This is a genomic window from Blautia sp. RTP21359st1_E11_RTP21359_211015 (assembly GCF_040910705.1).
In the GTDB taxonomy this organism is placed as follows: domain Bacteria; phylum Bacillota; class Clostridia; order Lachnospirales; family Lachnospiraceae; genus Blautia_A; species Blautia_A fusiformis.
Genome location: NZ_JBDGAB010000007.1, coordinates 1 through 25,742, shown reverse-complemented (window position 1 = coordinate 25,742; position 25,742 = coordinate 1). Strand labels below are relative to the sequence as shown.

Genomic DNA, 25,742 nt, shown 5'->3' with positions numbered 1-25,742 from the left:
CCAATATGGAATGATTCGTCACTATTTTCTAAAAGGCAGGTGTTACCATGACCCTTGAACAGATCGACTATTTTATCTGTGCAGCTCAATCCCGGACTTTTTTTGATGCTGCAGAAGCTATGCATATCTCCCAGTCCTCCCTTTCCAAGCAGATCATGAAACTGGAAAAAGAACTGGAGCTTACCTTATGGGACCGCAGCAAGCGTACTGCTGTGCTTACTCCTGAAGGAGAGTTTTTTTACAAAGAAGCACTTAAGATTTCCAGACAGTATCATCGTTCTCTGGAAGCGGTGTACTATTTTAAGGACAGTAAGCTCCAGGCACTTCATATTGGAACACTTCCTTTTCTTTCTCAGTACCATCTTACTTCTGTGATACACAGTTTTTGTGATACACACCCGGAGCTTTCTTTTTCTCTGAAGGAGGTAGAAGACGAAGAACTTCTTTCCGGTCTTGAAAAAGACTTTTTTAATCTGATCTTTGTACGAAAACACATGATAGACCCGGAGCTCTATACTTTTCATGCTCTCACAGCAGACCGTCTGGTTGCTGTTTTTCCTGAAGCTCATCCCTCCGCGTCCAAAAAATCGGTCTCTCTTTCCGAACTGAAAAAAGAATCTTTTATCCTGATGCCTCCGCACACTTCCATTTACCGTTTCTGTATGCAAAGTTTTCATAATGCAGGGATCCACCCTCAGCTTCTGCGTACTGCCCGTGCAGAATCTATTGTCAGCGCAGTGGAAATTGGCGAAGGGATCAGTCTTCTTACAGAAAGCAGCTTTCAGTTCTTTCGTCAGCCTTCGCTTGTTGCTGTCCCGGTTAATGGACTGGAAAAGCTATCTGTTGGAATTGCCCATAAAAAAAATATGGCTCTCACAACCTCTGCAGAATGTTTTCTGCAGTTTGTGAAAAGCCATATGTAAGGTATTTTTTCTATAATCCAAGCATCATTCCCACACCATGTACCGCAAACGCAACGATCCATGCAGTGGCACACTGTACTAATACAATACCAGCGGCAGCTCTTACAGTTCCCATCTCCCGACGCACAGTTGCAATAGCTGCAACACAGGGTGTATAGAGCAAAGTAAAGATCAAAAATACGTAAGCAGTAAACGGTGTAAATAAAGTCTGAAGCAACGCCGTATTTCCGCCCAGAAGGACTGTCAGCGTAGACACAACACTCTCTTTTGCCATAAAGCCCGTGATCAATGCGGTGGATACTCTCCAGTCACCAAAGCCCAGCGGAGCAAAAAGTGGTGCCACGATGCTTCCGATCTTTGCCAGAAGGCTCTGATCTGTGCTGGTAACAAGGTTAAGACCTGCATCAAAGTTCTGCAGGAACCACACGATCAGCGTTGCCGCAAAAATAATTGTAAACGCTTTCTGGATAAAGTCCTTCGCCTTTTCCCAGATCAGCTGTCCTACACTTTTTGCAGAAGGAAGCCGGTAATTGGGAAGCTCCATGACAAACGGAACCGGCTCTCCCTTATATTTCGTCTTTTTCAGGATCAGCGCATACAGGATCCCGCAGAGAATTCCTGCAAAATAAAGGCTGATCATCACAACTCCTCTCCACTGCTTCGGGAAAAATGCACTGGTGAGAAGTCCGTAGATTGGAAGCTTGGCACTGCAGCTCATAAACGGAGTAATCAGGATCGTCATTTTCCGGTCACGTTCACTGGATAATGTTCTGGTTGCCATAATGGCCGGCACCGAACAGCCGAATCCGATCAGCATCGGCACAAAGCTTCTTCCGGAAAGTCCGATCTTTCGAAGGAGCTTGTCCATAACAAAGGCTACACGAGCCATATATCCGGTATCTTCCAGGATTGACAGGAAGAAAAACAAAGTAACGATCGTAGGAAGAAATCCGATCACGCTTCCGATACCGCTTAAAATTCCATCCACAACCAGTGACTGCAGTACTGAGCTGACACCTGCCACCTCCAGTCCCCTGCCAATAAGTGCAATTACCCAGTTCACGACCATAGTCATTCCGTCTGAAAGCCAGGCTCCCAGATAATTAAACGTCATCACAAATACAATTGCCATAATTCCCACAAAACAGGGAATTGCTGTATATTTTCCGGTAAGGATACGATCTATGGCGACACTTCGTTTATGCTCACGGCTTTCTGCCGGTTTTACCACAGTTTTCTCACAAAGCTTTTCAATAAAATTGAAGCGCATGTTCGCAAGAGCTGCCTCACGGTCCAGACCGCCATCCTTCTCCATAACATGTACCAGCCCATCAAGAACCTTTTTTTCACCTTCAGGCAAAGCCAGACGTTTTTCGATCAGAGAATCTTTCTCTACGATCTTCGTAGCTGCAAAACGTACAGGAAGTCCTGCTTTTTTTGCATAGGGTTCGATCAGATGAACGGCTGCATGGATACATCTGTGAAGTGCGCCTACCGGATCCTTCGGTGACTGATTGTCAGTACAGAAATCAATTCTTCCTGGTGCTTCTCTGTATCTTGCAACATGGACTGCATGATCGATCAGCTCATCAATTCCTTCATTCTTCGCTGCTGAAATAGGTACAACCGGAATTCCTAAAATCTCCTCCAGTTCATTGATCCGAACAGAGCCTCCATTTGCCCTTACCTCATCCATCATATTTAAGGCCAGCACCATTGGGATTCCAAGCTCCATCAGCTGCATGGTAAGATAAAGATTTCTCTCAATATTGGAAGCATCTACAATATTAATGATTCCTGTCGGCTTCTCATTCAGCAGAAAATCTCTTGTTACGATCTCCTCGCTGGAATACGGGGAAAGTGAATAGATTCCAGGAAGATCCGTTACCGTTGCCTCCGGATGCCTCCGGATGCTTCCTTCTTTCTTGTCAACAGTTACACCTGGAAAGTTACCAACATGCTGATTGGAACCTGTCAGCTGATTAAAAAGAGTTGTCTTTCCACAGTTCTGATTACCTGCCAGTGCAAACGTGATCGGTTCCCCTTTGGGAATCGTATCACCGATCCGGTTCTTACGATAATCTCGAGCCTTTCCAAGTTCTCCCACACCAGGATGAGCAATCGGCTGATGCCGTTCATTTTCTTTCTTCGTTTCCGTCATGGATTCGATCGATACGATCTCAATCTTTGCAGCTTCCGCCAGCCGCAATGTCAGCTCATATCCGCGCAGCACAAGCTGTACCGGATCTCCCATAGGAGCTGTTTTACGAAGAGACACTTCTGTCCCCGGTGTAAGCCCCATATCCAGAAGATGATGTCTCAGCTCCCCCTCGCCACGAACACTGATGATTCTGCCACATTCTCCAGTCTTTAATTTGTCCAGTGTCATATTGTCACCTCATCATAAGTACAATTTACATGGTCAATACATATATCTGTATTATCCACTGGTACATCGTTTCGTAAATAACTATATCAATCGGATTCACAGACAAGTGAATGGTATAGTTATTTCAAAAACGATGTACTAATATAAATGTAACACAATTTAAGTTATTTGACAATAACTGATTAATCTGATAAGTTTCGTACAAATAATACCAATTCAAAAGTTATTTATCATTAACATTTATATTTTTTCTCACTTTAACACAATTCCTGTTTGATAAACAAACATCTTCATATTTTTTTTCAGACATACAATAACATCCATGTATATTCCCGCAATAAAAAAGCGCAAACGACATATTATCTGTCGTCTGCGCCTTTTTATTGCGAGAACCGCTTCGGTGAATCCTTACTCACCAATTAACCAATTGTACATTTCCTCATACTGACGTGCGGAATTGTTCCAGGAAAAATCTGCAGCCATCGCGCGATCTACCATTTTATTCCATTCACGTTTCTTGTCATAATATACACTCTCTGCATAACGGATCGTAGCAAGCATTTCATGTGCATTGTAATTTACGAAGGAGAATCCTGTTCCGGTTCCCTCGAATTCATTGTACGGGACAACTGTATCCTTCAGACCACCGGTCTCTCTGACGATCGGAAGAGTTCCATAACGAAGGCTCATCAGCTGGCTTAAGCCACATGGCTCAAACAGTGACGGCATCAGAAATGCGTCAGATGCTGCATAAATTCTGTGAGACATTGCCTCATCATAGTAGATCTGTGCAGATACCTTGCCATGATACTTCCAGTCAAAATGACGGAACATATTCTCATAACGTTCCTCACCGGTACCAAGAGCAACGATCTGAACCGCATCCTGACACAGTTCGTCCATGATATAAGCGATCAGATCAAATCCCTTCTGATCTGTCAGGCGGGATACAATACCGATCATCATAGCTTTCGGATCCTGCTCAAGTCCAAGATCTTTCTGAAGCTGGATCTTGTTCTTGATCTTCTCCTTGCGGAAGTTCTTTGCATTGTAGTTCTTGGTGATATTCGGATCTGTCTCCGGATTGAATTCATTGTAATCAATACCATTTACAATACCACGCAGGCTGTTGGCTCTCGCATTGAGAAGTCCGTCCAGCTTCTCACCATAAAACGGTGTCTTGATCTCTTCTGCATAGGTATTACTTACTGTGGTAATGGCATCTGCAAATACCATACCGCCCTTCAGGAAGTTTGCGTCCTTGTATGCTTCCAGTTTATCCGGCGCAAAGTAGTAATCGGAAAGGCCTGTGATATCCTTAACAGTCTTAACATCCCATACACCCTGAAATTTCAGGTTATGTATTGTCATAACAGTCTTGATTCCACGGAAGAATTCATTCTCCTGGAAAGAATCGTGAAGGTAAACCGGAACAAGTCCTGTCTGCCAGTCATGACAATGGATGATATCCGGTCTGAATCCGATCACCGGAAGAACCGATAACACAGCTTTGGAAAAGAAAGCAAATTTCTCAAGATCCCATGGTGCACTGTCATATGGTTTCGGACCGCTGAAATAATATTCATTGTCAATGAAGTAAAACTGGATCCCGTCATACTGCATCTGCATAATGCCTACATAGCAGTTCTTAAATCCCAGATCCATATAAAAATGGGTCACATACTCCATTTTGTCTTTCCATTCCTGTTTCATGCAGGCATATTTCGGTAAGATCACGCGTATATCAAAATATTTTTTGTCAAAGCACTTAGGCAGTGAGCCGGCAACATCAGCGAGTCCTCCTGTTTTGATAAAAGGTACTGCTTCTGATGTAGCAAACAGAATTTTTTTCATCTGTATTCCCCTCCCTGGGTACACCCGTTTTTATTTATGATTATACTCCAAAATTCATCTAATTTAAAGACCGATTTTTATATTCTAGTCTGATTTTATCTGCGATCAGTGCTATAAATTCAGAATTCGTGGGTTTCCCTTTTCCGGTGCTTACAGTATATCCAAACAATTCATCAATGGTATCCATCTTTCCCCGGCTCCATGCCACCTCGATCGCATGTCGGATCGCCCGCTCCACTCTGCTCGGTGTTGTCTGATGACGTTTCGCAATGGTTGGATATAATACCTTGGTAATGGAATTGAGCATTTCCATGTCATTGACAGACAAAATGATCGCATCCCTTAAATACTGATACCCCTTGATGTGTGCCGGAACTCCGATCTCATGAATGATATTCGTCACATCGGTTTCCAGATTCCTCTCCGGCTGAGGCTTTTTGGTTTCTGTGATACCTGGCCTTGCAATCTCCCGCACTCTTCTGTCCCCAATCTTCCGAATATGTTTGATCCGGTTTAAAAGTGTGGTGTTGTCAAAAGGCTTCAAAACATAATAGTCTGCTCCAAGACTGAATGCATCCTCTGTAATCCTCTCCTGTCCAATTGCAGATAATACGATAAACACTGGAACTTTTTTGACATTTGCGTTATGGGAAAATTTCTCCATAACGGAAAGGCCGTCCATCTTCGGCATAATGATGTCGAGAATCACCACATCCGGCTCCTTATCTTTAATTATGTTACAGATTTCTTCTCCGTTGTGTGCTTTTCCGACCAGTTCAAGGTCTTTATCTTCTTCGATCATCTGACCGAGCATGTCTGTCATTTTCGCGTTATCATCAGCAATTGCAACATTTAATTTGTCCATGAGGACCCTCCTAACTTCTATCTCCTTGGGTTTCCAGACATACCCCCTGTCACCACGGCAGTAACCGACACTGTTAGCTGCCTGCGCTTTCCCCTTGCTGGCGACAAAATTATTATAGTGGAAATCCTGTAGTAAAATCAAGATAAAAGTAGTTATTTTATCACACTTTCGTACGATATTTTTCGACATTTTTTCTCTTATATATCACAAAATTCACCAAAATGCAGGTATTTCAATCTGTATCCGGCATTTTTCCCCATATAAAAAAGAGGCACTTTTCCCGGACTTTTTCCATGTTTTTGTGCCTCTTTCCTCAACTGCAGATTATGCATTGCCTGTCATATTTTCAATAAAAATCCCATATCCGCCGGTAGAATCCTGCACAAATACATGAGTCACAGCACCAAAGAGTTTTCCGTTCTGAAGCACAGGACTTCCAGACATTCCCTGAACGATCCCACCTGTTTTTTCCAGGAGTTCTTTATCTGTGATCTGGATCACGAAGCTCTTATTAGAATCCTCATGGTTCATATCGATCCTGGTGATCTCTGCGGCATATTCTTTTACTTCGCCGTCTGTGCAGCAGAGAACAGATGCGGGTCCAATTTTCAGATCCTGTTTGTAACCTACAGGAATCTTCTTCAGATCCAGATTTTTCACCTGATCAGCATCCACAGTTCCAAAAATGCCGTTTTTACTGTTTTCGGAAATCTCACCCAGGATATTGTCAGCTTCGTATCGGATCAGACCAGATAGTTCTCCGGGATTTCCTTTTTCTCCTTTCCGGATCCCCAGGATCTGGGCGTTGTAAAGATTTCCATCTGCGATACTTAAAAGTTCGCCGGTATCCACATCGCTGATCCCGTGACCAAGAGCACCGAACCCTCCATTTTCGTCCACATAAGTCAGGGTTCCGATTCCCTGTGTATCGTCCCTCACCCAGATGCCAAGCTTATAGTTTCCTTTATCATCTTTCACCGGCGTCAGGGACAGGGGAATCGTCTCTTTTCCCCGGCGGACCTTCAGTGTTACAGATTCTCCGCAAAGATCTGCAAGATCCTCCAGAAGATCCTGCTTGCACTGGATCCGGTTCTGATCAAAAGCCACAATATAATCTCCCGGCTTTACAATGTCCCGGGCCGGTTCTTCCATCTCACCACTTTCCGAAAGGATCTCGCCTGTATCAATGATCAGAACTCCTTTCGTCTGCATATAAATACCTACTGCATCTCCGCTTGCATATACTTCTTTTGCAGTTATATTTTTTACCTTCACATCCTTAAAAGGGATCACTCCCAAGAGTCTGCAGTGCAACTTATAGCTGTCTTTTCCTGAAACGGTGATCGCATCATCAAAGCTGATAAAAGGGCGTTTAAGAAGATTGGCTACTTCCCGGCTGTCCTCATGATCCACCAGGATCTGATCCGGGATCTTTCTGTCCAAAAGCCGGTAGCCCAGCCATCCCATCAGAATCAGATCCAGCGCAAGAAATACAAGGAGCCAACATCGGTATTTTCTTTTTCTGTTCATCTTACGTCACATCCTTTGTAATTTTCTGATACAAACAAATCCCCACCCACTGCTTATTGCTTTTCGCAACTGAAGCAGGGGATTGACTTGATTCGGTTAAAAAAGAGGACCGACCTTTCGGCCGTCCTCTCTTAGTATGTAACGTATAAATTATTTCAGTCTTGTATTTTTTTGTTGCTGTGCCAATTCCTTCATCTCTCTTGCATTTCCAAGAACAGCCGGCGTGATCTGGGCACCGCCCAGAAGTCTGGCAAGCTCACGAACAGATTCCTCTCCTTCCAGAGGATGGATCTGGGTGATAGTTTCTGTTCCTTCTACATGTTTCTCAATCTCAAAATGGGTATCTGCCATTGCTGCGATCTGTGGAAGATGTGTGATACAAAGCACCTGCCTGTGCTGTCCGATCACTGCCATTTTTTCAGAGACCTTCTGTGCAGTACGCCCACTGATCCCTGTATCGATCTCATCAAAGATCAGTGTATCGATCTGATCTTTATCTGCAAGGATCGCTTTGATGGCAAGCATGATCCTGGAAAGCTCACCACCGGATACAATCTGTCCCAGCGGTTTTCTACTCTCACCTGGATTTGTGGAAATCTCATATTCCACCGCATCATAACCATTATCTGTATAATTTTTTCTGCGGTCAAAACGGATAGAAAAATCCACATCCTCAAAATTCAGTTCCTTCAATCCTTCGATAATCTTTTCATCCAGCTGTTTACTGTATTTTTTCCGGATCTCTGAAAGTTCATGCGAAGCTTCCTCAAGAATCTTTTCTGCCTGCATAAGTTTTTCTTTCAGTAACCGGAAATTTTCTTCGAATCTTTGAAGTTTTTCTAATTTTTCCTGCTGTTCCTTCTGATAGGACAAAATTTCATGGATCGTCTGTCCATACTTTGCCTTCAGACTATTGATCAGATCCAGTCTTTTTTCTGTTTCGAAAAAAGTTTCTTCGTCAAAAGTCAAACTATCCATATAAGAGGACAGATCACGGCAGAAGTCACTGAGAAGTGAATCGATTTCCACAAGAGCTTCCTGTAAAGGTGCAAGATCCTTATCGTAATCTGCAATTCTTGAAAACTCTTTCAGGGCATTTCCGGTCATATCTGCGGCGCCCTGTTCATATCCGGTCATCCCACGAACCATTTGTGCTGTTTCCATGATCCTTCTGGCGTTGCTCAGCTTCCGGTAGCGGTCCTCCAGTGTTTCGTCCTCTCCTGGAATAAGAGCTGCCTCCTCGATCTCATTGATCTCAAATTCCAGAAAGGCTTTTTCACGGTTGCGCTGTTCCTCATCCATATCCAGTGCTTTCAGCTGATCCACATAGTCCCGATACTCCTGATAAGCTTTCCGGACCTTCTCCCTGGCAGGAAGGATCTGTTCTTTTCCATATACATCCAAAATAGCCAGCTGGCGGTCTCCATAAAGAAGTGACTGATGCTCATGCTGTCCGTGAATGTCCAGAAGACAGGCTGCTGCTGCTTTCATCTGGCTGACAGTACTTGTCTCTCCGTTGATCTTGTTGATACTTCTGCCGTCCATGATCTTGCGGGACATCAGCACCTGTCCGTCTTCCGGATAGATGTCAAGCGCCGCAAGGGACTCTCTGGCTTTCGTGTTTTCAACCTGAAACAGCAACTCTACCAGGGCATAGGAAGCATTTTCACGAATCATGCTTCTGGAAGTTTTTCCACCCAGGATAAGCTGTATAGATCCTAACAGAATGGATTTTCCGGCTCCGGTCTCACCAGTTAAGATATTTAAGCCTGGTCCGAATTCCACCTCTGATTCCTCTATCAGTGCAAGATTTTTTACATGCAGATGTACTAACATTGATTTCCTTTCTGGTATAAAGCATTTACATATTCTGTCATTTTATTTTCCTCTGGATAAGATCCCGCCAAGCTTCTGAACTACACCCGGTGCCTGTTCAGAGGTTTTCACCACACACATAATGGTATCATCTCCGGCAATACATCCCAGGATTTCCGGCCATTTCATGGCATCAAGAGCTGCTGCTGCCGCCATGGCCATTCCCGGAATTGTTTTTACCACTACGATATTCTGTCCGATGTTCATAGCGATCACTGCATCTTTCAAAACTCTGGAATATTTATCACTTAACACATCCGGTGTATGTTCTTCCAGGATCGCATATCTGGACTTTCCATTGCTGCCTGCAACCTTTGTCATTTTCAGAGCACGGATATCTCTGGATACGGTAGCCTGCGTAACCTTAAAACCGGCCTCATTCAGTCTTGCCGCAAGTTCTTCCTGTGTATCGATCTCGTACTGACGGATCAGTTCGATAATTTTTTCATGTCTTGCTACTTTCAAAATTGAACCTCCTGCATCAGCTGTTACTCATTTTCTGTCTCAGAACCTCCACAAAGCTCAGATGGTTCAGCTTGAGGATTTTTGTCCTGACTGTGGCTTTCCGGATCACGATCCGATCACCGGTGACCATGGATATCTGGGTATCCCCGTCGAAAGAGGCCACCGCTTTCTCAATGGTATTATGTCTTCCCTCACCGATCTCTACTGTAACTGCCTCTTCCCCAGAAAGAATGATACTTCGGGTGTTCATGGTATGGGGAGCGATGGGGGTCATGATCATCATACTGGCACTGGGAGAAACCACGGGACCTCCCGCTGACAGACTATATCCGGTAGAACCGGTCGGAGTGGAAATGATGATACCATCTGCATTGTATGAATTCATATATGCATCATTAACATAATTCTTGAAACGGATCACACGGAGATGTCCTTCTCTTCCGATCACAATATCATTTAATGCGATATCTTTTCCAATAAGTTCTTCTCCCCGATAGATCTTTCCTTCCAGCATCATACGATCTTCCAGCTCATAGTCATCTGACAGAAGCCGATCCAGAGCCGGATACACGGAATTTTTATCCACCTCGGCAAGAAATCCCAGAGTTCCCAGATTGATTCCAAGAAGAGGGATATCCAGATGCACCACATCCCTTGCAGCCTGCAGAAGTGTTCCATCTCCACCCAGTACAATAATGCACTGTGTATCCTGCGGAATCCCATCCGGGTCCGTATAATGATACGGTCCTTCCATTTTTTCGGTAATCTTCTGCACATGACACCTGGCACCATGCTTCTCCAGATAGGCAATGATCCTATTAGAAAATGTCAGTTCCGGATCCTTGGCACTGTTTGGAATTATATAAAATCTGTCCATATTGCTTCAGTCCTTTCCAAACATCAGTCCAGCTGTCCGTGGGCTTCCTTTACCACATCCTCTACGGATACGTCAAGACTCACAGGTACTTCTGTTCCTTCCGGATGTTTTTTCAGATGAAGGAGATATTCAATATTTCCCTCAGGTCCCTTGATGGGAGAAAAGGAAAGATGACAGGGCTCCATAGAAATACTCATGGCATAATCTCTGACTTTCTCAATGACTTCTTCATGGACCTTCGGATCACGGACAACGCCTTTTTTTCCAACTTTTTCTCTGCCGGCCTCAAACTGAGGTTTGATGAGACATACGATCTCTCCGTCCTCTGTGAGAAGGTTTCTTACAGGAAGAAGCACTTTTGTAAGGGAGATAAAAGAAACATCGATCGAAGAAAATGCTGCCGGATCTTCCAGATCTTCCGGTACCACATAGCGAATGTTTGTCTTTTCCATACACACAACTCTCGGATCATTTCTGAGTTTCCAGTCCAGCTGTCCATATCCCACATCAATGGAATAGACTTTGACCGCTCCGTTCTGAAGCATACAGTCTGTAAAGCCGCCGGTGGATGCGCCTACATCCATGCACACCTTATCCTTCAGCGTCACGCCAAAATTTTTCATGGCTTTTTCCAGCTTCAGTCCGCCTCTGCTGACATAAGGAAGAGTCTTTCCTCTTACCTCCAGCTTGACAGTCTCAGCAAACATGGAGCCAGCCTTGTCTTCCTTCTGACCGTTGACATATACTTCCCCGGCCATGATATACGCTTTTGCTTTTTCGCGTGACGGTGCAAGTCCCTGTTCCACCATCATGATATCCAGTCTTTTTTTCATATTATCCTCCAACAGCCCGGCTCTTTATGTGCCGGGCTGTAAAATGCCTCACAGCTTCGTATTCTTCTGCAAAGGCTATGTCCTTTATTTTCTGTTATTCACAAGATTTTCCCAGCTCTGTTCTACCGCATCCAGGATTCCCTGTACATTTAAACCTATTTTCATTCGCTGACGGTCCACCGTTCCATGCTCAATAAAATGATCCGGTATTGCCAGTGGAAGAACTCTTACTTCCGGATGACAGGCTTCCATATAAGCAGATACATGTTCTCCGAACCCACCGCTTTTTACATTCTCCTCCACAGTGACCAAAAGACTGTGGTTCTGCGAAAGCCGATCAAGAAGCTCTGTATCCAGAGGCTTTACAAAACGGACATTGACAAACGTAGCTCCTGCTATTTTGTGATCTCTTATCTCTTCACAGACCTTCTGACAGACAGAAACCATGCTGCCAACCCCGAGAACTGCAATCTCACTGCCTGGAGTGATCACTTCACTTCTGCCCTTCTTAAGTGGCTCATGACATTCTTCCATATCGGTACATGCCGATCCTTTCGGATATCGGATCGCACAGGGACCATCCAGCTCTTCTACTGCAAATTTCAACATCTCCTCAAGCTCTTTTCCATTCTTGGGAGCCATAACTGTCATATTGGGAATCATGGACAGATAGGATAAATCAAAGCATCCATGATGTGTTTCACCATCTGCTCCGACAAATCCTGCCCTGTCAATGGCAAAGATCACATGAAGATCCTGCATACATACATCGTGAAGGATCTGATCGATCCCTCTCTGCAGGAACGAAGAATATACCGCAAAAACCGGGATCATTCCCCCAAGTGCCATGCCTGCCGCAAAGGTTACTGCATGTTCTTCCGCAATACCCACATCAAAAAAACGCTCCGGGAATTTCTTCCGGAATCGGTTCAGTCCGGTTCCATCTGGCATAGCAGCTGTAATAGCAACTACTTTTTTGTTCTTCTCTGCCAAAGAACATATTGCACCGGAAAAATGATCCGTATATGTCGGCGCTGTTTTTGCTGCAAGAGGTCTGCCACTCTGGATGTCAAAAGGACCTGTTCCGTGAAAACGCTCCGGATGGGAAGATGCCGGTCCATAGCCTCTGCCTTTTTCTGTAAGGACATGGACAACAACCGGTCCCTCCACTCTCTTTGCCTCATTAAAAAGCTTCATCATCTGGCGCATATTATGGCCATCTACCGGTCCAAGATAAGTCAGCCCCATATTTTCAAAAAGCATTCCGGGAATGATCAGCTGCTTGATGCTGCTCTTGGTCTTTCGGACCGTATCTACCACGGCGGTTCCAACATGGGGAATCTTTTTGAGTGTTTTTGTCACGCCGATCTTCATTCCTGTATAAGTCTCAGCTGTACGCAGAGCGCTTAAATAGGTGGACATTCCTCCTACGTTCTTGGAAATAGACATGTTATTATCATTGATGATAATAATAAAATTAGTCTTCAGCTCAGCCGCATTGTTCAATGCTTCATAAGCCATCCCACCGGTAAGCGCACCATCTCCGATCACGGAAACCACATGGTATTTCTCTCCCATCAGGTCTCTGGCACGGACATAGCCAAGTCCTGCGGAAATGGAATTGGAACTGTGTCCGGTATCAAACGAATCACAGTTACTTTCATTCCTTTTTGGAAAACCGCTTAAACCTCCTTCTTTACGAAGATCCTTAAAGCCGTCTTTTCTTCCTGTAAGGATTTTATGTGTATAAGCCTGATGTCCCACATCCCAGATCAGCTTATCCTGTGGAAGATCAAGCACATTATGCAGAGCAAGAGTCAGCTCCACCACACCCAGATTGGATGCCAGATGGCCACCTGTCTCACTTACACTCTGGATCAAAAAGCTCCTGATTTCCTCAGCAAGGCGCGGAAAATCCTCCAATGAAACTTTATGAATATCATTTGGCTTTTTAATTTTTTCCAGAATCATTTGTACCCTTCCTTTGTTCTTTCTATTTCCTGCGGCTGACAAGACTTTCCACAAGAAGATCCAGAAATCCGTTCTTCCTGTCAAGGTCGTCTAAAAGTTCTACCGCATGGTCAGAAAGTTCTTTAACCCTGCTGGCTGCTGCCGGGGCTCCAACAAGGCTTACATAGGTAACCTTGTTGTTTTTTTCATCACTGTGGATCGGTTTTCCCAGTTCCTCCTGGGTACTGGTCACATCAAGGATATCATCCTGGATCTGAAAAGCCAGCCCGATGTTTTCTGCAGCCTGCTCCACAACCTTAAGTTCTTTCTCAGATGCCCCTGCCAGCACAGCACCGGTCATCATGGAAGCCTCGATCAATGCAGAGGTCTTGTTTTTGTAAATATAATCCAGCATCTTGTGTTCCAGAGGTTTCCCATCATTCTCCACATCAACACTCTGTCCACCAAGCATACCGTTGATGCCGGTCTTATCTGCAATGATCCGCATGGCGGCTATCACACGGTCTTTATCCTCGGTCAGATCAAAGGCGGAAAGCATCACTTCATAAGCTCTGTTAAGGAGTGCCACACCGCTTAAAACGCCCATGGCCTCTCCGTATACTTTATGTGTGGTCAGCCTTCCCCTTCGGTAATCATCGTTATCCAGTGCAGGGAGATCATCATGGATCAACGAATGTGTATGGATCATCTCCATAGCCGCCATAAAAGGCTCACAAAGCTTATCCTTTCCTCCAAACAGCTCGTAGGTTTCCCTGATCAGGATCGGGCGGAGTCTCTTTCCACCTGCCGTCATACTGTAATTCATGGCCTCTGCCATGGTTTTTGCAAAACCGGATTCTTCCGGAAGATATTCCCGGATCACATGTTCTGCTTCTTCTGTTCTTCTTTTCAGTTCTTCTTTAAAATTCACGAAATGTCCCATCCTCATTCATCTGAAGCATCTTTTTTTCTACAGTATCCAGTCTTCCGTTCAGATCCTTTAGGAGCTCCATTCCCTGTCTGTAGAGGCGGAAAGACTCCTCAAGAGGTGTTTCTTTATCCTCCAGCTTCCGGGCAAGCAGATCAAGCTCCCCAAAAGTATCTTCTATGGATTTCTCTTCTTTCTTTGCTTCTGCCATTATCGCTCTTCCTTCCTGATGCGATCCGCAACTGCTTCTATGACTCCATCGGTTACTGCAATGGAGATCCTGTCACCTTTTTTTATCTGACTGATCTCTGTCACCGCATGTCCGTCTGAGTCGGACACAAATGCATATCCTCCATTTAGCTTTCTTAATGGAGAAAGTCCCTCAAACCGCTGGATCCATATTGCCAGTTCATGTCTTTTCTCTGTAAGCTTTTGTTCCATGGAAGAACGCAGGCATTCCTCCAGCTCCGATGCATACTGACGTTTTTCACGTAACATGGACTCCGGGCTCAGATACTGGAATCTGTTCTCATAGGCCTTAAGTTTTGCGGCAAAAAGTTCTGTCTTACTGTTCATGGCACGCTGCAGACGGTCTCCGTACATATGAAAGCTCTCCAGAACACTGCGAAAATCATCCACTGCCAGCTCTGCTGCAGCAGATGGTGTAGGTGCCCGCAGGTCTGCTACAAAATCCGCAATGGTAAAATCCGTCTCATGTCCCACTGCCGAGATCACCGGTGTCCTGCACTCAAAAATAGCACGGGCAACGCTCTCCTCGTTAAAGGCCCAGAGATCTTCAATAGAGCCACCTCCACGGCCGACGATGATCACGTCCACCCCTGCTTTATCCAGCATCCGGATTCCCTTTACGATACTCTGCGCCGCTCCCTCTCCCTGCACAAGTGCCGGATAAAGGATCACCTGCAGATATGGATTCCTTCTGCCTGCAATATTGCGGATATCCTGTACTGCTGCACCAGTAGGTGCTGTCACCACGCCAAGGGTATGAATAAAATGAGGAATGGGCTGCTTATATTCCTGGGCAAACATCCCCATATCCTCAAGTTCCTGTTTCAGTGCCAAATACCGTTCATAGAGGGCACCAGCACCTTCCAGTGTGATCTCTTTTGCATAAAGCTGATAACGCCCGTCTCTCTCATATACGTCTACAATTCCGCCTGCAACTACCTTATCCCCGTCCTTCATGCGAAAAGCAAGACCTCTGCGGTGTCCCGCAAACATCACACAGCTTAATGTGCCTGTTTCATCCTTCAGGGAAAAATAAATATGTCCGCTGGTATGGTATTTACAGTTGGATACCTCTCCCTTTACGTAGACTTTCCGGAGAAAGTAATCCTGGGTAAACATATTTTTGACATAATGGTTTACCTGACCGACAGAATAGACGTTTCTCATGCGTTCTCTTCCGGGGCTTCTGCTGCCTTCTCTTCTGTGTCAGCAGTCTCCTCCTCGTTTTTCTTCTCATCCTTCTCAGATGCGATCTTACCCAGTACTCCATTTACAAAGGAGCCGGAAGCATCTCCGCCAAATCTTTTGGCAAGTTCTACCGCTTCGTTGATAGCTACTCCTGTCGGTACGTCTGCATCATATTCCATCTCATATACTGCCAGACGAAGTGCCGCAAGATCCACACGGCTCATACGCTTTGTCTTCCATCCACGGCTTGCACTGTTCAGCTGTGCATCGATCTCTTCCAGATGTTCTTTCACATGTGCGTACTTCTTCTTCATATATTCCTGGTCCTGTTCTGAAAGTTCTCCAAGACCTTCAAAATAAAGAGAGAGCTGTTCTGTCATCTCTTCTTCTGAATTAAACTCTGTCATAAACATAAGTTTAAATACATGTTCTCTCTGTTCTCTTCTTCTCATAATTTCCTCCTAAGACGGAAAAAAGGAAAGGTTTACTTTCCTTTTTCGTTCTCCATATCCACGCTGGCAATATGAATATTTACATCTGCAACCTCAAGTCCTGTCATATTCTCAATAGCGGATTTAACCTTCTCCTGAACCTTCTTGCTTGTCTCAAGAATGTTTCTGCCATACTCGATATTCAGTGACAGATCCACGGTAACGACTCCTTCCAGAATGGTTACTCTCACGCCCTTGGACAGATTCTTCTTTCCAAGTTTACTTACCAGCTCATTGGTGATATTTCCTGCCATGGAAGCAACTCCATCCACATCTGTTGCTGCAAGTCCTGCAACGATCGCAACAACTTCATCTGCAATGTGAACTTCACCGATTCCGCCCAAATCCTGTATCTTATATGTTGTTCTTTTTTCTGCCATGGGAAACCCTCCTACGGATATAATATTTTTGTTCGTAATTTTATACTATTATATCAAAAAAAGTTATGAAATAAAAGGGCTTATTTACTGAATTCTGTCAGTACCAGATCAGGGTTTCTGTCCTCAACCATGCCAACACTCCATGCATTGACAAAGAGCAGCAACGGATTTCCCTTAAGGTCTGTGACTTTCTTCATATCAGAAGTTCCCACGATCTTGTCTACTTTTACAGTCTCCTTGTTGGCAATCCAGCGGATATGCTCATATGGAAGTGTTTCCAGGCGGATATCTACATTATACTCATTCTCCAGACGGTATTTCAGGACATCAAACTGCAGGATACCTACAACACCCACAATGATCTCTTCCATACCGGTGTTAAACTCCTGGAATATCTGGATTGCACCTTCCTGAGCGATCTGGTTGATACCTTTTACAAACTGTTTTCTCTTCATGGTATCGATCTGACGCACACGTGCGAAATGCTCCGGCGCGAAGGTCGGGATCCCCTCAAAGGCAAATTTCTTTCCAGGTGCGCAGATGGTATCTCCAATAGAAAAAATACCCGGGTCAAAGACACCGATGATATCACCTGCATAAGCCTCCTCCACAACATGACGGGATTCTGCCATCATCTGCTGCGGCTGAAGAAGTCGCATCTTCTTGTCTCCCTGCACATGATAAACCTCTTTGGTCGCATCAAACTTGCCTGAACAGATCCTCATAAATGCGATACGGTCTCTGTGAGCCTTGTTCATATTCGCCTGGATCTTAAATACAAAGGCTGAAAAATCATCACTCATAGGATCTACCGGTCCGCAGTCTGCAGTTCTCGGAAGCGGAGAAGTGGTCATCTTCAGGAAATGCTCCAGAAATGTTTCCACACCAAAGTTGGTAAGAGCAGAACCGAAAAATACCGGTGTCAGCTGTCCTTTGCTGACTTCTTCCTGAGAAAACTCCGCACTTGCGCCATCCAGAAGCTCGATCTCTTCCATCAGCTGTTCTTTCTGTTCCGGATCCATGACCTCATCTGCATGAGGATCATCAATATCGATCTCTTCGATCACACCTTCCTTGGTACCTTTCTGTGTATCAGAGAAGGTAAGGATCTTCTTTGTATTACGGTCAAAAACGCCTCGGAATTTCTTACCGGAACCGATTGGCCAGTTGATCGGACAGGTAGCAATGCCAAGCTCTTTTTCGATCTCATCCAGAAGATCAAACGTATCATTGGCATCTCTGTCCATCTTGTTGATAAATGTAAAGATCGGAATGTGTCTCATAACACAGACCTTGAAAAGCTTACGGGTCTGTGCCTCAACACCCTTGGATCCATCGATGACCATAACTGCTGAATCCGCAGCCATCAATGTACGGTAGGTATCCTCGGAGAAATCCTGATGTCCCGGTGTATCCAGAATGTTAATACAATATCCGTCATAATGGAACTGAAGAACGGATGAAGTTACGGAAATACCTCTTTCCTTCTCGATCTCCATCCAGTCTGATACTGCATGGCGGGCCGTAGCCTTACCTTTTACACTTCCGGCCAGATTGATGGCCCCTCCATACAGCAGGAATTTTTCTGTTAATGTTGTTTTACCGGCATCCGGATGAGAGATGATGGCAAATGTTCTTCTTTTTTCTATTTCTTTCGTATACTTCGACACGTGAGCCTCCTGTATATTCTCTGATATCTCTATTTTACTATAACCTTTCCTATTCTAGTATAGACAAGGCTTTGCTGTCAAGGCAATTCAGTCGTAAATTCCCTCTGTATCAATAGTCTGATCGTTCTGGATATCTGCAGCCGTCTCTGCGTCCTCAGATGTTTGATCCGCCGGATCGCTTTCCACAGATGCAGCGGTATCCTGCACCTCCTCACCTGTACTTTCCGCATTATCCTCTGCACCTCCCGTATTTTTTTCAGCTTCATCTGCAGTATTTATGACATCCGATGCATTTTTACTTTGACTCAGAGGCGTGATCACAATGCTCTCTGCTGCCACACCGGTTTTCCTCTTTACAATATCCTCGATCTGTGCACGTTTTGCATCCTCCAGATCTGCATCCGGCACCACAACATCCGCAGTTTCACCCGTTAGATTTACGATCACATTTTCAAAGCCCTTCGCCTCCAGAAGAAGCTCTGCAGCCGCCTCTTTTTCTGTAAGATCTGTCATGGAAACCATTGTGTTAATAGCATTCTGTTTTTCCTCTTCGCTGATATCTTTATTACTGATGATCGCCTGCAGGTCCGCTTTGTTCTGGGAACGCACCTGCTCCCTGCTGACTTTTGCCTGTGCTGCAAAATCCGAAGCACCGGTAAGTACGGCCTCGCCCGGGGATGCGGTATCCATCACCTCCGACTGGGTTGTGCCATCTGCCCCGTTCTCATCCAGAAGGGCTGTTTCATCGGTCAGGTCATAATCCACGTCATCCAGGATACTGCTGCTGTCTGTACTCGTCTCCTTATCCTTAAATCCCAGATCCACATCTGCGAAATTCAGATATCCGGCCACAGCAATGAGAATGGCCAGCGAGGTGATGATTACCTGATTTTTCTTCATGATCTTTTTCACTTCTACTCTCCTCATTTCATTTTCATTATTCTAATTTTATTAGCGTCGATCTGAAATAATGCCATAATTGCCTGCTGAATATTCTGGACTGTCACTGCGCTGCCTGCTCCCTGAGCCGCCACCAGCACACCGGTAACTTCATTTTTGCTGCTTATGGAAAAGTTTTCCGTATTTCCCTCATCCCCGGTCATAATGATCACTTCCACTTCTCCGACTCCTTCTACATTGGAAAGCAGTTCCTCAAGGCGGCTCTCCAGGCGGGTTTTCTCCGCATTCTGATCCTCTGCTGTTTTACTGTTCTTTCGGGTTACCGGAAGTCCTGCCACCAGAAGAAGGATTCCCAGAAGAAGGAAAACTCCCCACTCCTTCCATCCCATCCTCAGAAGCCAGGATCTGATACTGTCCTTTCCTGAGTCCGCAGATTCTTTCGAGCTCATTTTTCACCGCCTCCCTCTGTTTTTCTGTGACTGTTCCATAAAGTGTTATGGTCAGCTGAAGCTCTTTCTCCATATCTACTTCTGTTTTTGCCGAAAAAACCCCTTCTTTCCTGAGGATACCCTGAACCTGATCCTTCAACTCCTGTTCATATGCTCCTTTAAGAAATGTTTCCCTTATTCCTTCTGCTTCTGTCTTCATACGTACCTGTTCTTCTCTCCCATAATTATTGCTGAATCCGGACAGAAGTTCTTCACTTTTTCCCACTACGGCAAATATAGGCGTACAGATCAAAAGCACCAACAGAAGCCCCATAAACAGCCGTATATACTGCTCATAACGCTTATCAGGCAGAATATGCAGAAGTGCTGTAGTAAGTACATGAAAAAAAGCCAGGCTTTTCATCCACTGATAAAGTTCTGTTCTCATCCCAAGCCTCCTCCTGCCATCAGGATCAGAAATGTAAGCATACATAAAATTTCCGCAGTAAACAGGATTCTCATCAGAAGTGCACATCCCTCTGCCATGGTGCCAAAGGCTTCTACCAGCCGTTTGTCTGATACAGGCTGCGCCGCAGCCGCCAGAAAGCGATAGGTCAGTGACAAAAGTCCATATCGGACCAATGGCCCCGCCCCCACCGCCAGGATTACCAGTAAAAGCGCAATGCCCAGACTGTTTCTTACAAGAACAGCTGTGGTAAGGACCAGTTCCGTAACTGCATTTACCGCGCTCCCGATCCCAGGAAGAGCACCTGCAGTTTTTCCCACAGCACTCCGCTTCAGAGAATCCATTACCGGAGCTACAAGCCCACGCACCACCTGCAGTCCTGCTGCCACTCCAAGTAATGTCCGAAGCCCCCAGGAGATCACAGTCTCGATCAGCTCAGCCATTTTTCCCAGCATTTCTTCCCTGGAAAGATGATTTACAAATTTCAGAAGAATATATAAACTCACTCCGGGAAGCAGTACTCGTTCCAGGATCCATTGAAAAAGCCACACCAGAAGCAATACTCCCTGATAAAAAGCAGCTGCACTGGATGCACCTGACGCTGCTGCCACTGCCATAAAATACACCGGTGAAAGTTCCTTCATAAACTCCGTGATCCACGCAAGCATTGAAAGCAGTGATGCACTCAAACCGGAAAAACTGTTCATCAGAAGAGTAAAAACAAGAAGATACACCACATAAAAACTGATCTCTCCTACCTGCCCGTTATCAAAGGCACCGGCAAACCCGGAAAAAACGGCAGCGAACAACAGCAGAAGCAACAACTTCACGATCAGCTCTTTTTCTCTTTCAATACCATAAAAAAGGAGACTGTGCAAAAATTCCCGCACACTCTCCTCCGAAAGCACCTCTTCCCCTGACAACAGTCTGTGAAACGCTTCTGCAACAGAAAATGTTTTTTCTCCAAGCATCTCATCTACCATGGACTGCAGGTCGGTAAGCTCCATCTGATCTGTGATCTGTTGTTCCGCCGAAGAAGCATAAACGATCACACCGCCAAAACAGCTTATAACTACAGCCAGAAACAGGGCTGCACAAATCTCTGACCAATATCTTTTCATGCAAGAAATCCCTGTATAGTATCCAGCAGTGCCAGAAGAACCGGCATACTTAAAACCATTACAGATAACCGGCAGAACAGTTCGATCTGTGCACCAGTGGAGGAATATCCTGCATCTCTGCATATACCGGATGAAAATTGTCCGATATAGGTGATCCCGATCATCTTCAGCAAAGTAGTGATATAGCTTCCATCAATCGGGAGACTCTGTTTCAGTCTCTCCAGGGACTGGAACAGATAGCTGATCTTCCCTACCGCTAATCCCAGTATCACAAGACCTATTCCCATCGTAACAAGGCTTACATACTCCGGCGCACGGTCTTTCAGAAGAATTCCCAGAAGAACCCCCGCTGTTCCCAGAACAGAAATCTTCAGAATATCCACGGTTCTTTCCCTCCCCTACAGTACAAAAAGCTGCTGGATATTTTTAAAAAGCTCATAAATATACGGCACGATCCAGAACAGTACTAAAAGAAGTCCTGAAAAACTCACCAGAAAAGCCTGTTCCTCCCTTCCGCTATGTTTCAGGATCTGAGAAAGAACAGAGACCAGGATCCCTACTGCACCGATCTTAAATATGATACTGACCTCCAAATGATCCCTCCTTTTCTTCTGAAAGCCTGTCCTTCTTACTACTGTCTGATAAACAATACTATACCAGGAGAACCGCAAGCAGCAGGCCTCCAAGAATCCCAATTCCCTGGTACAGTTTTTTCTTTCCGGAAACCTCCGCTTTCCGCTTCAATATCTCTGCTTCCAGATTATTTTCATACAGGGAAAGCTGTCGCATCTGCATTTCCAGATCCATATAGCCCAGATATTCTCCGAAAGAAAAAAAAGCGTCCTTTTCCCCATGGGTAAGGCAGCTTTTTTTCAGGGCGCTTTCCGCACATTCCCTGCATATCTGTGAAAGTTTTTCTCCTGTTCCCGCTTTCATCCTGTCCGCGGCACTGATGAGAAACTCTCTGTATTTTCCATTCATTCTTCCTGCGGCTCCATAAAAAGCATCCGGCAGTGATGCATTCCCGCAGCGGATCTCGCCTTTCAGGCAGATCACCATCTGAAGCAGTTTTTCCAGTATACGGATCTGCTCCGAAAGTCTCATACTTCCGGAAAATCCCATTCCGGCTCCTGCCGCCACTACCAGAATACATCCTACAATCCGGTACATAGGCATTTCCCATTTTCATCATAGATTCCTTCCACGATTCCTGCACGTTCATGCTTTCCCAGAAAAATATATCTCTGGAAAACCCGCGCTTCCCACAATTTCCGGAAAAACGGCTGGGATAATGTTTCTTCCATGGAAGCTCCATGTGCAGTTGCGATCAGACGACATCCACAGTGGATAACTGATTCCACAGCCTTGAAATCTTCTTCTTTTCCAAGTTCATCCACAGCAACCACAACCGGCGACATTGACCGGATCAGCATCTGCATCCCTTCTGCTTTCGGACAGCCGTCAAGGATATCCGTACGCATTCCAAGGTCATTCTGAGGGATCCCCTGATAGCATCCGGCCAGCTCACTGCGCTCATCGACTACTCCTACCGTAACACCGGAAATATTTCCCCATCCATTACTCATCTGCCGGATGATATCCCGAAGAAGCGTGGTCTTCCCACATCTGGGCGGAGAAACGATCAAGGTATGCATGATCTGCTCTCTTGTCTGGATATATGGCAGCACTTCTTCTGCACATCCCTGGATCTCATGTGCCAGACGGACATTGATGCAGGAAATATATTTCATCCCACGGATACGGTTTCCGTCCAGGATCACCTTTCCGGTAACTCCTACACGGTGCCCACCCTGTACACTCAAAAACCCCTGGCGGATCTCATCTTCATAAGCATACAGGGAATAGCCGCTGACATACTCCAGTGTTTCCTTAAGATCCTCCCGCGTAACCAGATAAGGTTCTGTATCTTTTTGCCGGAGGAAACATTCTCCCCCATCATAAGTGAGGAACAGAGGTCTTCCCACGCGGAGACGTATCTCATATAATTTATCATAATCAAGGTCTGCATCCACCAGAAGCTGGCGGACATTACTGGCAAACAGGTTCTGGATCTGGTTTGCGTCCATGTTTTCACCTCTTACACTTAAATATATTGCGGACATGCCGGATTTAGTACCTGTTGTCTTTTTTGATGCTCTCTCGTTTTTTCTTTATTCCGACAGAAAAAAAAGACTTTCTTCTTCGTCATAGGTCTCCATCTTCGAAAGATTCAGCTTCAGGACCCGATCCACAATATTTACGGAGGACGCACGGTATGCATAGGCACAGGATTCAAACATCACATAAAGACTGTCACCCTCCACCACGATCTGTTCCAGTCGTTCCGGAAAACGATAAGTTCTGGCAGAATTCTCGTTTACATACAAACGCTTATCGGATTGTTCATAAAACATCAGCCTGGATGGCAGGATTCCAAAAGAATGAGAGATCAAAAGCTTATCATTATAAAAAGCAATTCCCTGAACCTGCTCCGATATGGTGGAATAATCCAACGGAACTGCCATTTCAAAATCCATGCCCAGTTTCTCGTCCATGGTATTGATCAGTTTTCCCTCTTCGTCAACTCCGTATCGTGCAATTACACTTTCGTTATATTTTTCAAAGCAGCCTACATACAGACATCCCTTATAAAAGGTCATAAAAGAATCTCTCACGATCCCATAAAGACTGACTATCTGGAAAGTATCCACCGGCAGATGGCTGTCATCATAATCGTAGGCTTCTATTGTATCCATCTTTATACTCACTGCCTGTGCGATCCCGTTGATATTGGAGGAATACCATAATAACTTATGCTCCGGGTCATAGGCAAGTCCTCCCACATGAGGCTGTCCAGGCAGTATCACTTCTTTAATAAAATTATGCTTTTCCTTATCGATCACATAAATGACCGAATTATGTTTCTGTGTGCTGCAGTAAGCGCTGACCAGCACATAATCCTCTGTAACCGCCAGTCCCTGAGGCGTCATGGATGTACACATGGCAGGAGTGGCACCTTTTTTTGTGAGCAGCGTCCTGGTATTCTTCAGCCCGGGAATGACATATGTTCCATATTCCTTCTCTTTTTCTCTCCCATCAAAGGCAAAATAAGAAAAATCCTCTTTCTGGGAAAGCATCTGTTTCTGTCCCCGCAGTGTATACACTGCAGCACCTCGGTTTGTCACCACAGCTTTTGTGGGCAGCTCAGTTTTTGCACGGTAAACAAATGCATATAAAAAATAACATATGCACAGCACAAAAACAACTGCCAGGATCTTCAGAATGAAAATCCTGAAGCTGTGTTTCATCTCTTTGTTCATTTCATCGTCTCTATTTGCTATCTCAAAATGATGTCTTCGTATTCAAATCGTAATTCCAGGCTGTCTCTGGACCAGATCGCACCACTGTATCCCGGTTCCAGCTCCAGCATTATGTAATTTCCCTTATCCATGGAAATCGTACGCAGATCCCTGGACAGTCCCTCTCCGGTCCATTTGATATATGCCTCTCTCAAAACCCACTGGGCAAAAAAGGCTTTCTCCATATCATCTGCATCCAGGATTTCCCGTATCATATCTGCCGGCACCATTCTTTCAAGGAGCCGTTCGTAATTTACCTTCTTGTGGATCTGCACATCAATGCCCACCTCTTCTCCGGCAAACAGACACATCACATATTTTCCGGAATGTGTGATATTATAATGAATTCTTGGAAGCAGGGTAAAAAACGGTTTCCCATGTTCCCCCTTTGACCGAGGCTCAAAAGCAAGCTTCCGTCCAAATTCCCGCTCAAGTCCGATTTCCAGAAGCTTTTCCCCGATCATATGCTCCATGTTCTTGCTGTTATATTCATCTCTGATCTTCGTATAATAAATAATCCCATTCATAATCCGGCCTCCTCAAGAAAACGGGACGGTTCCCGTTCCTTCTCATACTGCTGTCTTACATAATACAGGCAGAGTTTCTTCTTTGCCCGTGTCATACCAACGTAGAAAAGCCTCCGTTCTTCCTCCAGATGTGCCTCCAGGACTGCCTTCCGATAAGGCATGCTGCCTTCATTTACATTCATGATATATACATTGTCATATTCCAGACCTTTGACCGCATGAAGAGTGGATATCACCACTCCTTCCCGTTTCACATCCTGTTTCTTCGCCTGTTCTTCCAGCTTTCTGGTATACTCGTCCATATAGGCCATCCATTCTTCCAATGTTTTCATTCCTCTGGCACTTTCATGGATCCGGTTCAGGGTTTCCATAAGCTCTTCCGGTTTTATTTTACGATACCTTGCATATTCCTGCAAGTATTCTTCGTATCCCATGCCATTCCGGATAAAATTAATGGCTGCATAAGGGGCCATA

At 45.1% G+C, this 25,742-nt stretch carries 27 protein-coding genes; 1 reads left to right on the top strand and 26 read right to left on the bottom strand.

Translation table 11 applies throughout. From position 1 onward, the window contains the following. The first annotated feature begins 47 nt into the window (after positions 1 to 47). Entirely contained in the window at positions 48 to 923 is an 876-nt protein-coding gene (locus AB5026_RS03950) for a LysR family transcriptional regulator (RefSeq protein ID WP_022426360.1), read from the top strand. 10 nt (positions 924 to 933) lie between these two features. On the opposite strand, the gene feoB is transcribed toward AB5026_RS03950, so the two are convergent. The 26 genes from feoB to AB5026_RS03820 all read right to left on the bottom strand — a co-directional run. Then, positions 934 to 3,312, bottom strand: coding sequence for a ferrous iron transport protein B (gene feoB / locus AB5026_RS03945; protein WP_022426361.1), 2,379 nt, complete (start codon positions 3,310 to 3,312; stop codon positions 934 to 936). Positions 3,313 to 3,720: 408 nt separating this feature from the next. Continuing rightward, positions 3,721 to 5,166 carry a glycogen synthase GlgA gene (gene glgA, locus AB5026_RS03940; protein WP_015524465.1) on the bottom strand — a complete coding sequence of 482 codons (1,446 nt, stop codon included), beginning with the start codon at positions 5,164 to 5,166 and terminating at the stop codon, positions 3,721 to 3,723. A 58-nt stretch (positions 5,167 to 5,224) separates the two neighbouring features. Then, positions 5,225 to 6,031, bottom strand: a complete 807-nt coding sequence (gene spo0A / locus AB5026_RS03935) for a sporulation transcription factor Spo0A (protein ID WP_015524464.1) — start codon at positions 6,029 to 6,031, stop codon at positions 5,225 to 5,227. A gap of 324 nt (positions 6,032 to 6,355) precedes the next feature. After that, the gene (gene spoIVB / locus AB5026_RS03930) at positions 6,356 to 7,561 is read right to left on the bottom strand and encodes a SpoIVB peptidase (RefSeq protein WP_021650685.1); all 1,206 of its coding nucleotides are present in this window, start codon (positions 7,559 to 7,561) and stop codon (positions 6,356 to 6,358) included. A 150-nt stretch (positions 7,562 to 7,711) separates the two neighbouring features. Next, on the bottom strand, positions 7,712 to 9,397 hold the full coding sequence (recN, locus tag AB5026_RS03925) for a DNA repair protein RecN (protein ID WP_022426363.1): 1,686 nt from the start codon (positions 9,395 to 9,397) through the stop codon (positions 7,712 to 7,714). Positions 9,398 to 9,439: 42 nt separating this feature from the next. After that, positions 9,440 to 9,901 (bottom strand): arginine repressor, encoded by a 462-nt coding sequence (gene argR / locus AB5026_RS03920; RefSeq protein WP_021650687.1) that lies wholly within the window; start codon positions 9,899 to 9,901, stop codon positions 9,440 to 9,442. Between the two features lie 16 nt (positions 9,902 to 9,917). Continuing rightward, entirely contained in the window at positions 9,918 to 10,778 is an 861-nt protein-coding gene (locus AB5026_RS03915) for an NAD(+)/NADH kinase (RefSeq protein WP_015524460.1), read from the bottom strand. Between the two features lie 23 nt (positions 10,779 to 10,801). Next, a complete protein-coding gene (locus AB5026_RS03910; RefSeq protein WP_022426364.1) occupies positions 10,802 to 11,611 on the bottom strand; it encodes a TlyA family RNA methyltransferase in 810 nt (269 codons plus the stop codon). A gap of 84 nt (positions 11,612 to 11,695) precedes the next feature. Then, positions 11,696 to 13,582, bottom strand: a complete 1,887-nt coding sequence (dxs, locus tag AB5026_RS03905) for a 1-deoxy-D-xylulose-5-phosphate synthase (protein ID WP_022426365.1) — start codon at positions 13,580 to 13,582, stop codon at positions 11,696 to 11,698. A gap of 22 nt (positions 13,583 to 13,604) precedes the next feature. Then, positions 13,605 to 14,492, bottom strand: coding sequence for a polyprenyl synthetase family protein (locus AB5026_RS03900; protein ID WP_044960972.1), 888 nt, complete (start codon positions 14,490 to 14,492; stop codon positions 13,605 to 13,607). Further along, positions 14,482 to 14,700 (bottom strand): exodeoxyribonuclease VII small subunit, encoded by a 219-nt coding sequence (gene xseB, locus AB5026_RS03895; protein ID WP_021650691.1) that lies wholly within the window; start codon positions 14,698 to 14,700, stop codon positions 14,482 to 14,484. Before xseB ends, AB5026_RS03900 begins: the two co-directional genes overlap by 11 nt. Further along, a complete protein-coding gene (gene xseA, locus AB5026_RS03890) occupies positions 14,700 to 15,905 on the bottom strand; it encodes an exodeoxyribonuclease VII large subunit (protein WP_022426367.1) in 1,206 nt (401 codons plus the stop codon). Before xseA ends, xseB begins: the two co-directional genes overlap by 1 nt. Further along, positions 15,902 to 16,378, bottom strand: a complete 477-nt coding sequence (nusB, locus tag AB5026_RS03885; RefSeq protein ID WP_015524454.1) for a transcription antitermination factor NusB — start codon at positions 16,376 to 16,378, stop codon at positions 15,902 to 15,904. The genes xseA and nusB overlap by 4 nt, the downstream gene beginning before the upstream one ends. 32 nt (positions 16,379 to 16,410) lie before the next feature. Continuing rightward, complete coding sequence (locus AB5026_RS03880) at positions 16,411 to 16,797, bottom strand: Asp23/Gls24 family envelope stress response protein (RefSeq protein WP_015524453.1); 387 nt, start codon at positions 16,795 to 16,797, stop codon at positions 16,411 to 16,413. An 80-nt stretch (positions 16,798 to 16,877) separates the two neighbouring features. Then, positions 16,878 to 18,467, bottom strand: a complete 1,590-nt coding sequence (locus AB5026_RS03875; protein ID WP_368212773.1) for a peptide chain release factor 3 — start codon at positions 18,465 to 18,467, stop codon at positions 16,878 to 16,880. Between the two features lie 87 nt (positions 18,468 to 18,554). Further along, a complete protein-coding gene (locus AB5026_RS03870) occupies positions 18,555 to 19,379 on the bottom strand; it encodes a SpoIIIAH-like family protein (RefSeq protein ID WP_044960974.1) in 825 nt (274 codons plus the stop codon). Between the two features lie 11 nt (positions 19,380 to 19,390). Continuing rightward, positions 19,391 to 19,705, bottom strand: a complete 315-nt coding sequence (locus AB5026_RS03865) for a stage III sporulation protein AG (RefSeq protein ID WP_021650696.1) — start codon at positions 19,703 to 19,705, stop codon at positions 19,391 to 19,393. After that, positions 19,671 to 20,243: a stage III sporulation protein AF gene (locus AB5026_RS03860; RefSeq protein ID WP_158526435.1), complete on the bottom strand. Its 573-nt coding sequence runs from the start codon at positions 20,241 to 20,243 to the stop codon at positions 19,671 to 19,673. The genes AB5026_RS03865 and AB5026_RS03860 overlap by 35 nt, the downstream gene beginning before the upstream one ends. Further along, positions 20,240 to 21,382 (bottom strand): stage III sporulation protein AE, encoded by a 1,143-nt coding sequence (locus tag AB5026_RS03855; RefSeq protein ID WP_173733881.1) that lies wholly within the window; start codon positions 21,380 to 21,382, stop codon positions 20,240 to 20,242. Before AB5026_RS03855 ends, AB5026_RS03860 begins: the two co-directional genes overlap by 4 nt. After that, positions 21,379 to 21,765, bottom strand: a complete 387-nt coding sequence (locus AB5026_RS03850) for a SpoIIIAC/SpoIIIAD family protein (protein ID WP_022426372.1) — start codon at positions 21,763 to 21,765, stop codon at positions 21,379 to 21,381. Before AB5026_RS03850 ends, AB5026_RS03855 begins: the two co-directional genes overlap by 4 nt. Positions 21,766 to 21,780: 15 nt before the next feature. Then, positions 21,781 to 21,975, bottom strand: coding sequence for a stage III sporulation protein AC (gene spoIIIAC, locus AB5026_RS03845; protein WP_021650700.1), 195 nt, complete (start codon positions 21,973 to 21,975; stop codon positions 21,781 to 21,783). 58 nt (positions 21,976 to 22,033) lie between these two features. Next, positions 22,034 to 22,552 carry a stage III sporulation protein AB gene (locus AB5026_RS03840; RefSeq protein ID WP_021650701.1) on the bottom strand — a complete coding sequence of 173 codons (519 nt, stop codon included), beginning with the start codon at positions 22,550 to 22,552 and terminating at the stop codon, positions 22,034 to 22,036. Further along, positions 22,537 to 23,469: a stage III sporulation protein AA gene (spoIIIAA, locus tag AB5026_RS03835; RefSeq protein WP_015524435.1), complete on the bottom strand. Its 933-nt coding sequence runs from the start codon at positions 23,467 to 23,469 to the stop codon at positions 22,537 to 22,539. The genes AB5026_RS03840 and spoIIIAA overlap by 16 nt, the downstream gene beginning before the upstream one ends. Before the next feature lie 84 nt (positions 23,470 to 23,553). Continuing rightward, positions 23,554 to 24,702: a YncE family protein gene (locus AB5026_RS03830; protein ID WP_237971431.1), complete on the bottom strand. Its 1,149-nt coding sequence runs from the start codon at positions 24,700 to 24,702 to the stop codon at positions 23,554 to 23,556. Positions 24,703 to 24,719: 17 nt separating this feature from the next. Continuing rightward, positions 24,720 to 25,268: a 4'-phosphopantetheinyl transferase superfamily protein gene (locus AB5026_RS03825; protein WP_110103006.1), complete on the bottom strand. Its 549-nt coding sequence runs from the start codon at positions 25,266 to 25,268 to the stop codon at positions 24,720 to 24,722. Next, positions 25,265 to 25,742, bottom strand: a 478-nt coding sequence (locus tag AB5026_RS03820; RefSeq protein WP_368212770.1) for a 3'-5' exonuclease, incomplete at its 5' end; no start/stop codon positions are given. The genes AB5026_RS03820 and AB5026_RS03825, both read right to left, overlap by 4 nt.

Bases quoted from the DNA above. Each gene is read 5' to 3' on its own strand.
- AB5026_RS03950 (WP_022426360.1), top strand. From the start codon at position 48: ATGACCCTTGAACAGATCGACTATTTTATCTGTGCAGCTCAATCCCGG.
- feoB (WP_022426361.1), bottom strand. From the start codon at position 3,312: ATGACACTGGACAAATTAAAGACTGGAGAATGTGGCAGAATCATCAGT.
- glgA (WP_015524465.1), bottom strand. From the start codon at position 5,166: ATGAAAAAAATTCTGTTTGCTACATCAGAAGCAGTACCTTTTATCAAA.
- spo0A (WP_015524464.1), bottom strand. From the start codon at position 6,031: ATGGACAAATTAAATGTTGCAATTGCTGATGATAACGCGAAAATGACA.
- spoIVB (WP_021650685.1), bottom strand. From the start codon at position 7,561: ATGAACAGAAAAAGAAAATACCGATGTTGGCTCCTTGTATTTCTTGCG.
- recN (WP_022426363.1), bottom strand. From the start codon at position 9,397: ATGTTAGTACATCTGCATGTAAAAAATCTTGCACTGATAGAGGAATCA.
- AB5026_RS03915 (WP_015524460.1), bottom strand. From the start codon at position 10,778: ATGGACAGATTTTATATAATTCCAAACAGTGCCAAGGATCCGGAACTG.
- AB5026_RS03910 (WP_022426364.1), bottom strand. From the start codon at position 11,611: ATGAAAAAAAGACTGGATATCATGATGGTGGAACAGGGACTTGCACCG.
- dxs (WP_022426365.1), bottom strand. From the start codon at position 13,582: ATGATTCTGGAAAAAATTAAAAAGCCAAATGATATTCATAAAGTTTCA.
- xseB (WP_021650691.1), bottom strand. From the start codon at position 14,700: ATGGCAGAAGCAAAGAAAGAAGAGAAATCCATAGAAGATACTTTTGGG.
- xseA (WP_022426367.1), bottom strand. From the start codon at position 15,905: ATGAGAAACGTCTATTCTGTCGGTCAGGTAAACCATTATGTCAAAAAT.
- nusB (WP_015524454.1), bottom strand. From the start codon at position 16,378: ATGAGAAGAAGAGAACAGAGAGAACATGTATTTAAACTTATGTTTATG.
- AB5026_RS03880 (WP_015524453.1), bottom strand. From the start codon at position 16,797: ATGGCAGAAAAAAGAACAACATATAAGATACAGGATTTGGGCGGAATC.
- AB5026_RS03860 (WP_158526435.1), bottom strand. From the start codon at position 20,243: ATGAGAACAGAACTTTATCAGTGGATGAAAAGCCTGGCTTTTTTTCAT.
- AB5026_RS03855 (WP_173733881.1), bottom strand. From the start codon at position 21,382: ATGAAAAGATATTGGTCAGAGATTTGTGCAGCCCTGTTTCTGGCTGTA.
- AB5026_RS03840 (WP_021650701.1), bottom strand. From the start codon at position 22,552: ATGTACCGGATTGTAGGATGTATTCTGGTAGTGGCGGCAGGAGCCGGA.
- spoIIIAA (WP_015524435.1), bottom strand. From the start codon at position 23,469: ATGGACGCAAACCAGATCCAGAACCTGTTTGCCAGTAATGTCCGCCAG.
- AB5026_RS03830 (WP_237971431.1), bottom strand. From the start codon at position 24,702: ATGAACAAAGAGATGAAACACAGCTTCAGGATTTTCATTCTGAAGATC.
- AB5026_RS03825 (WP_110103006.1), bottom strand. From the start codon at position 25,268: ATGAATGGGATTATTTATTATACGAAGATCAGAGATGAATATAACAGC.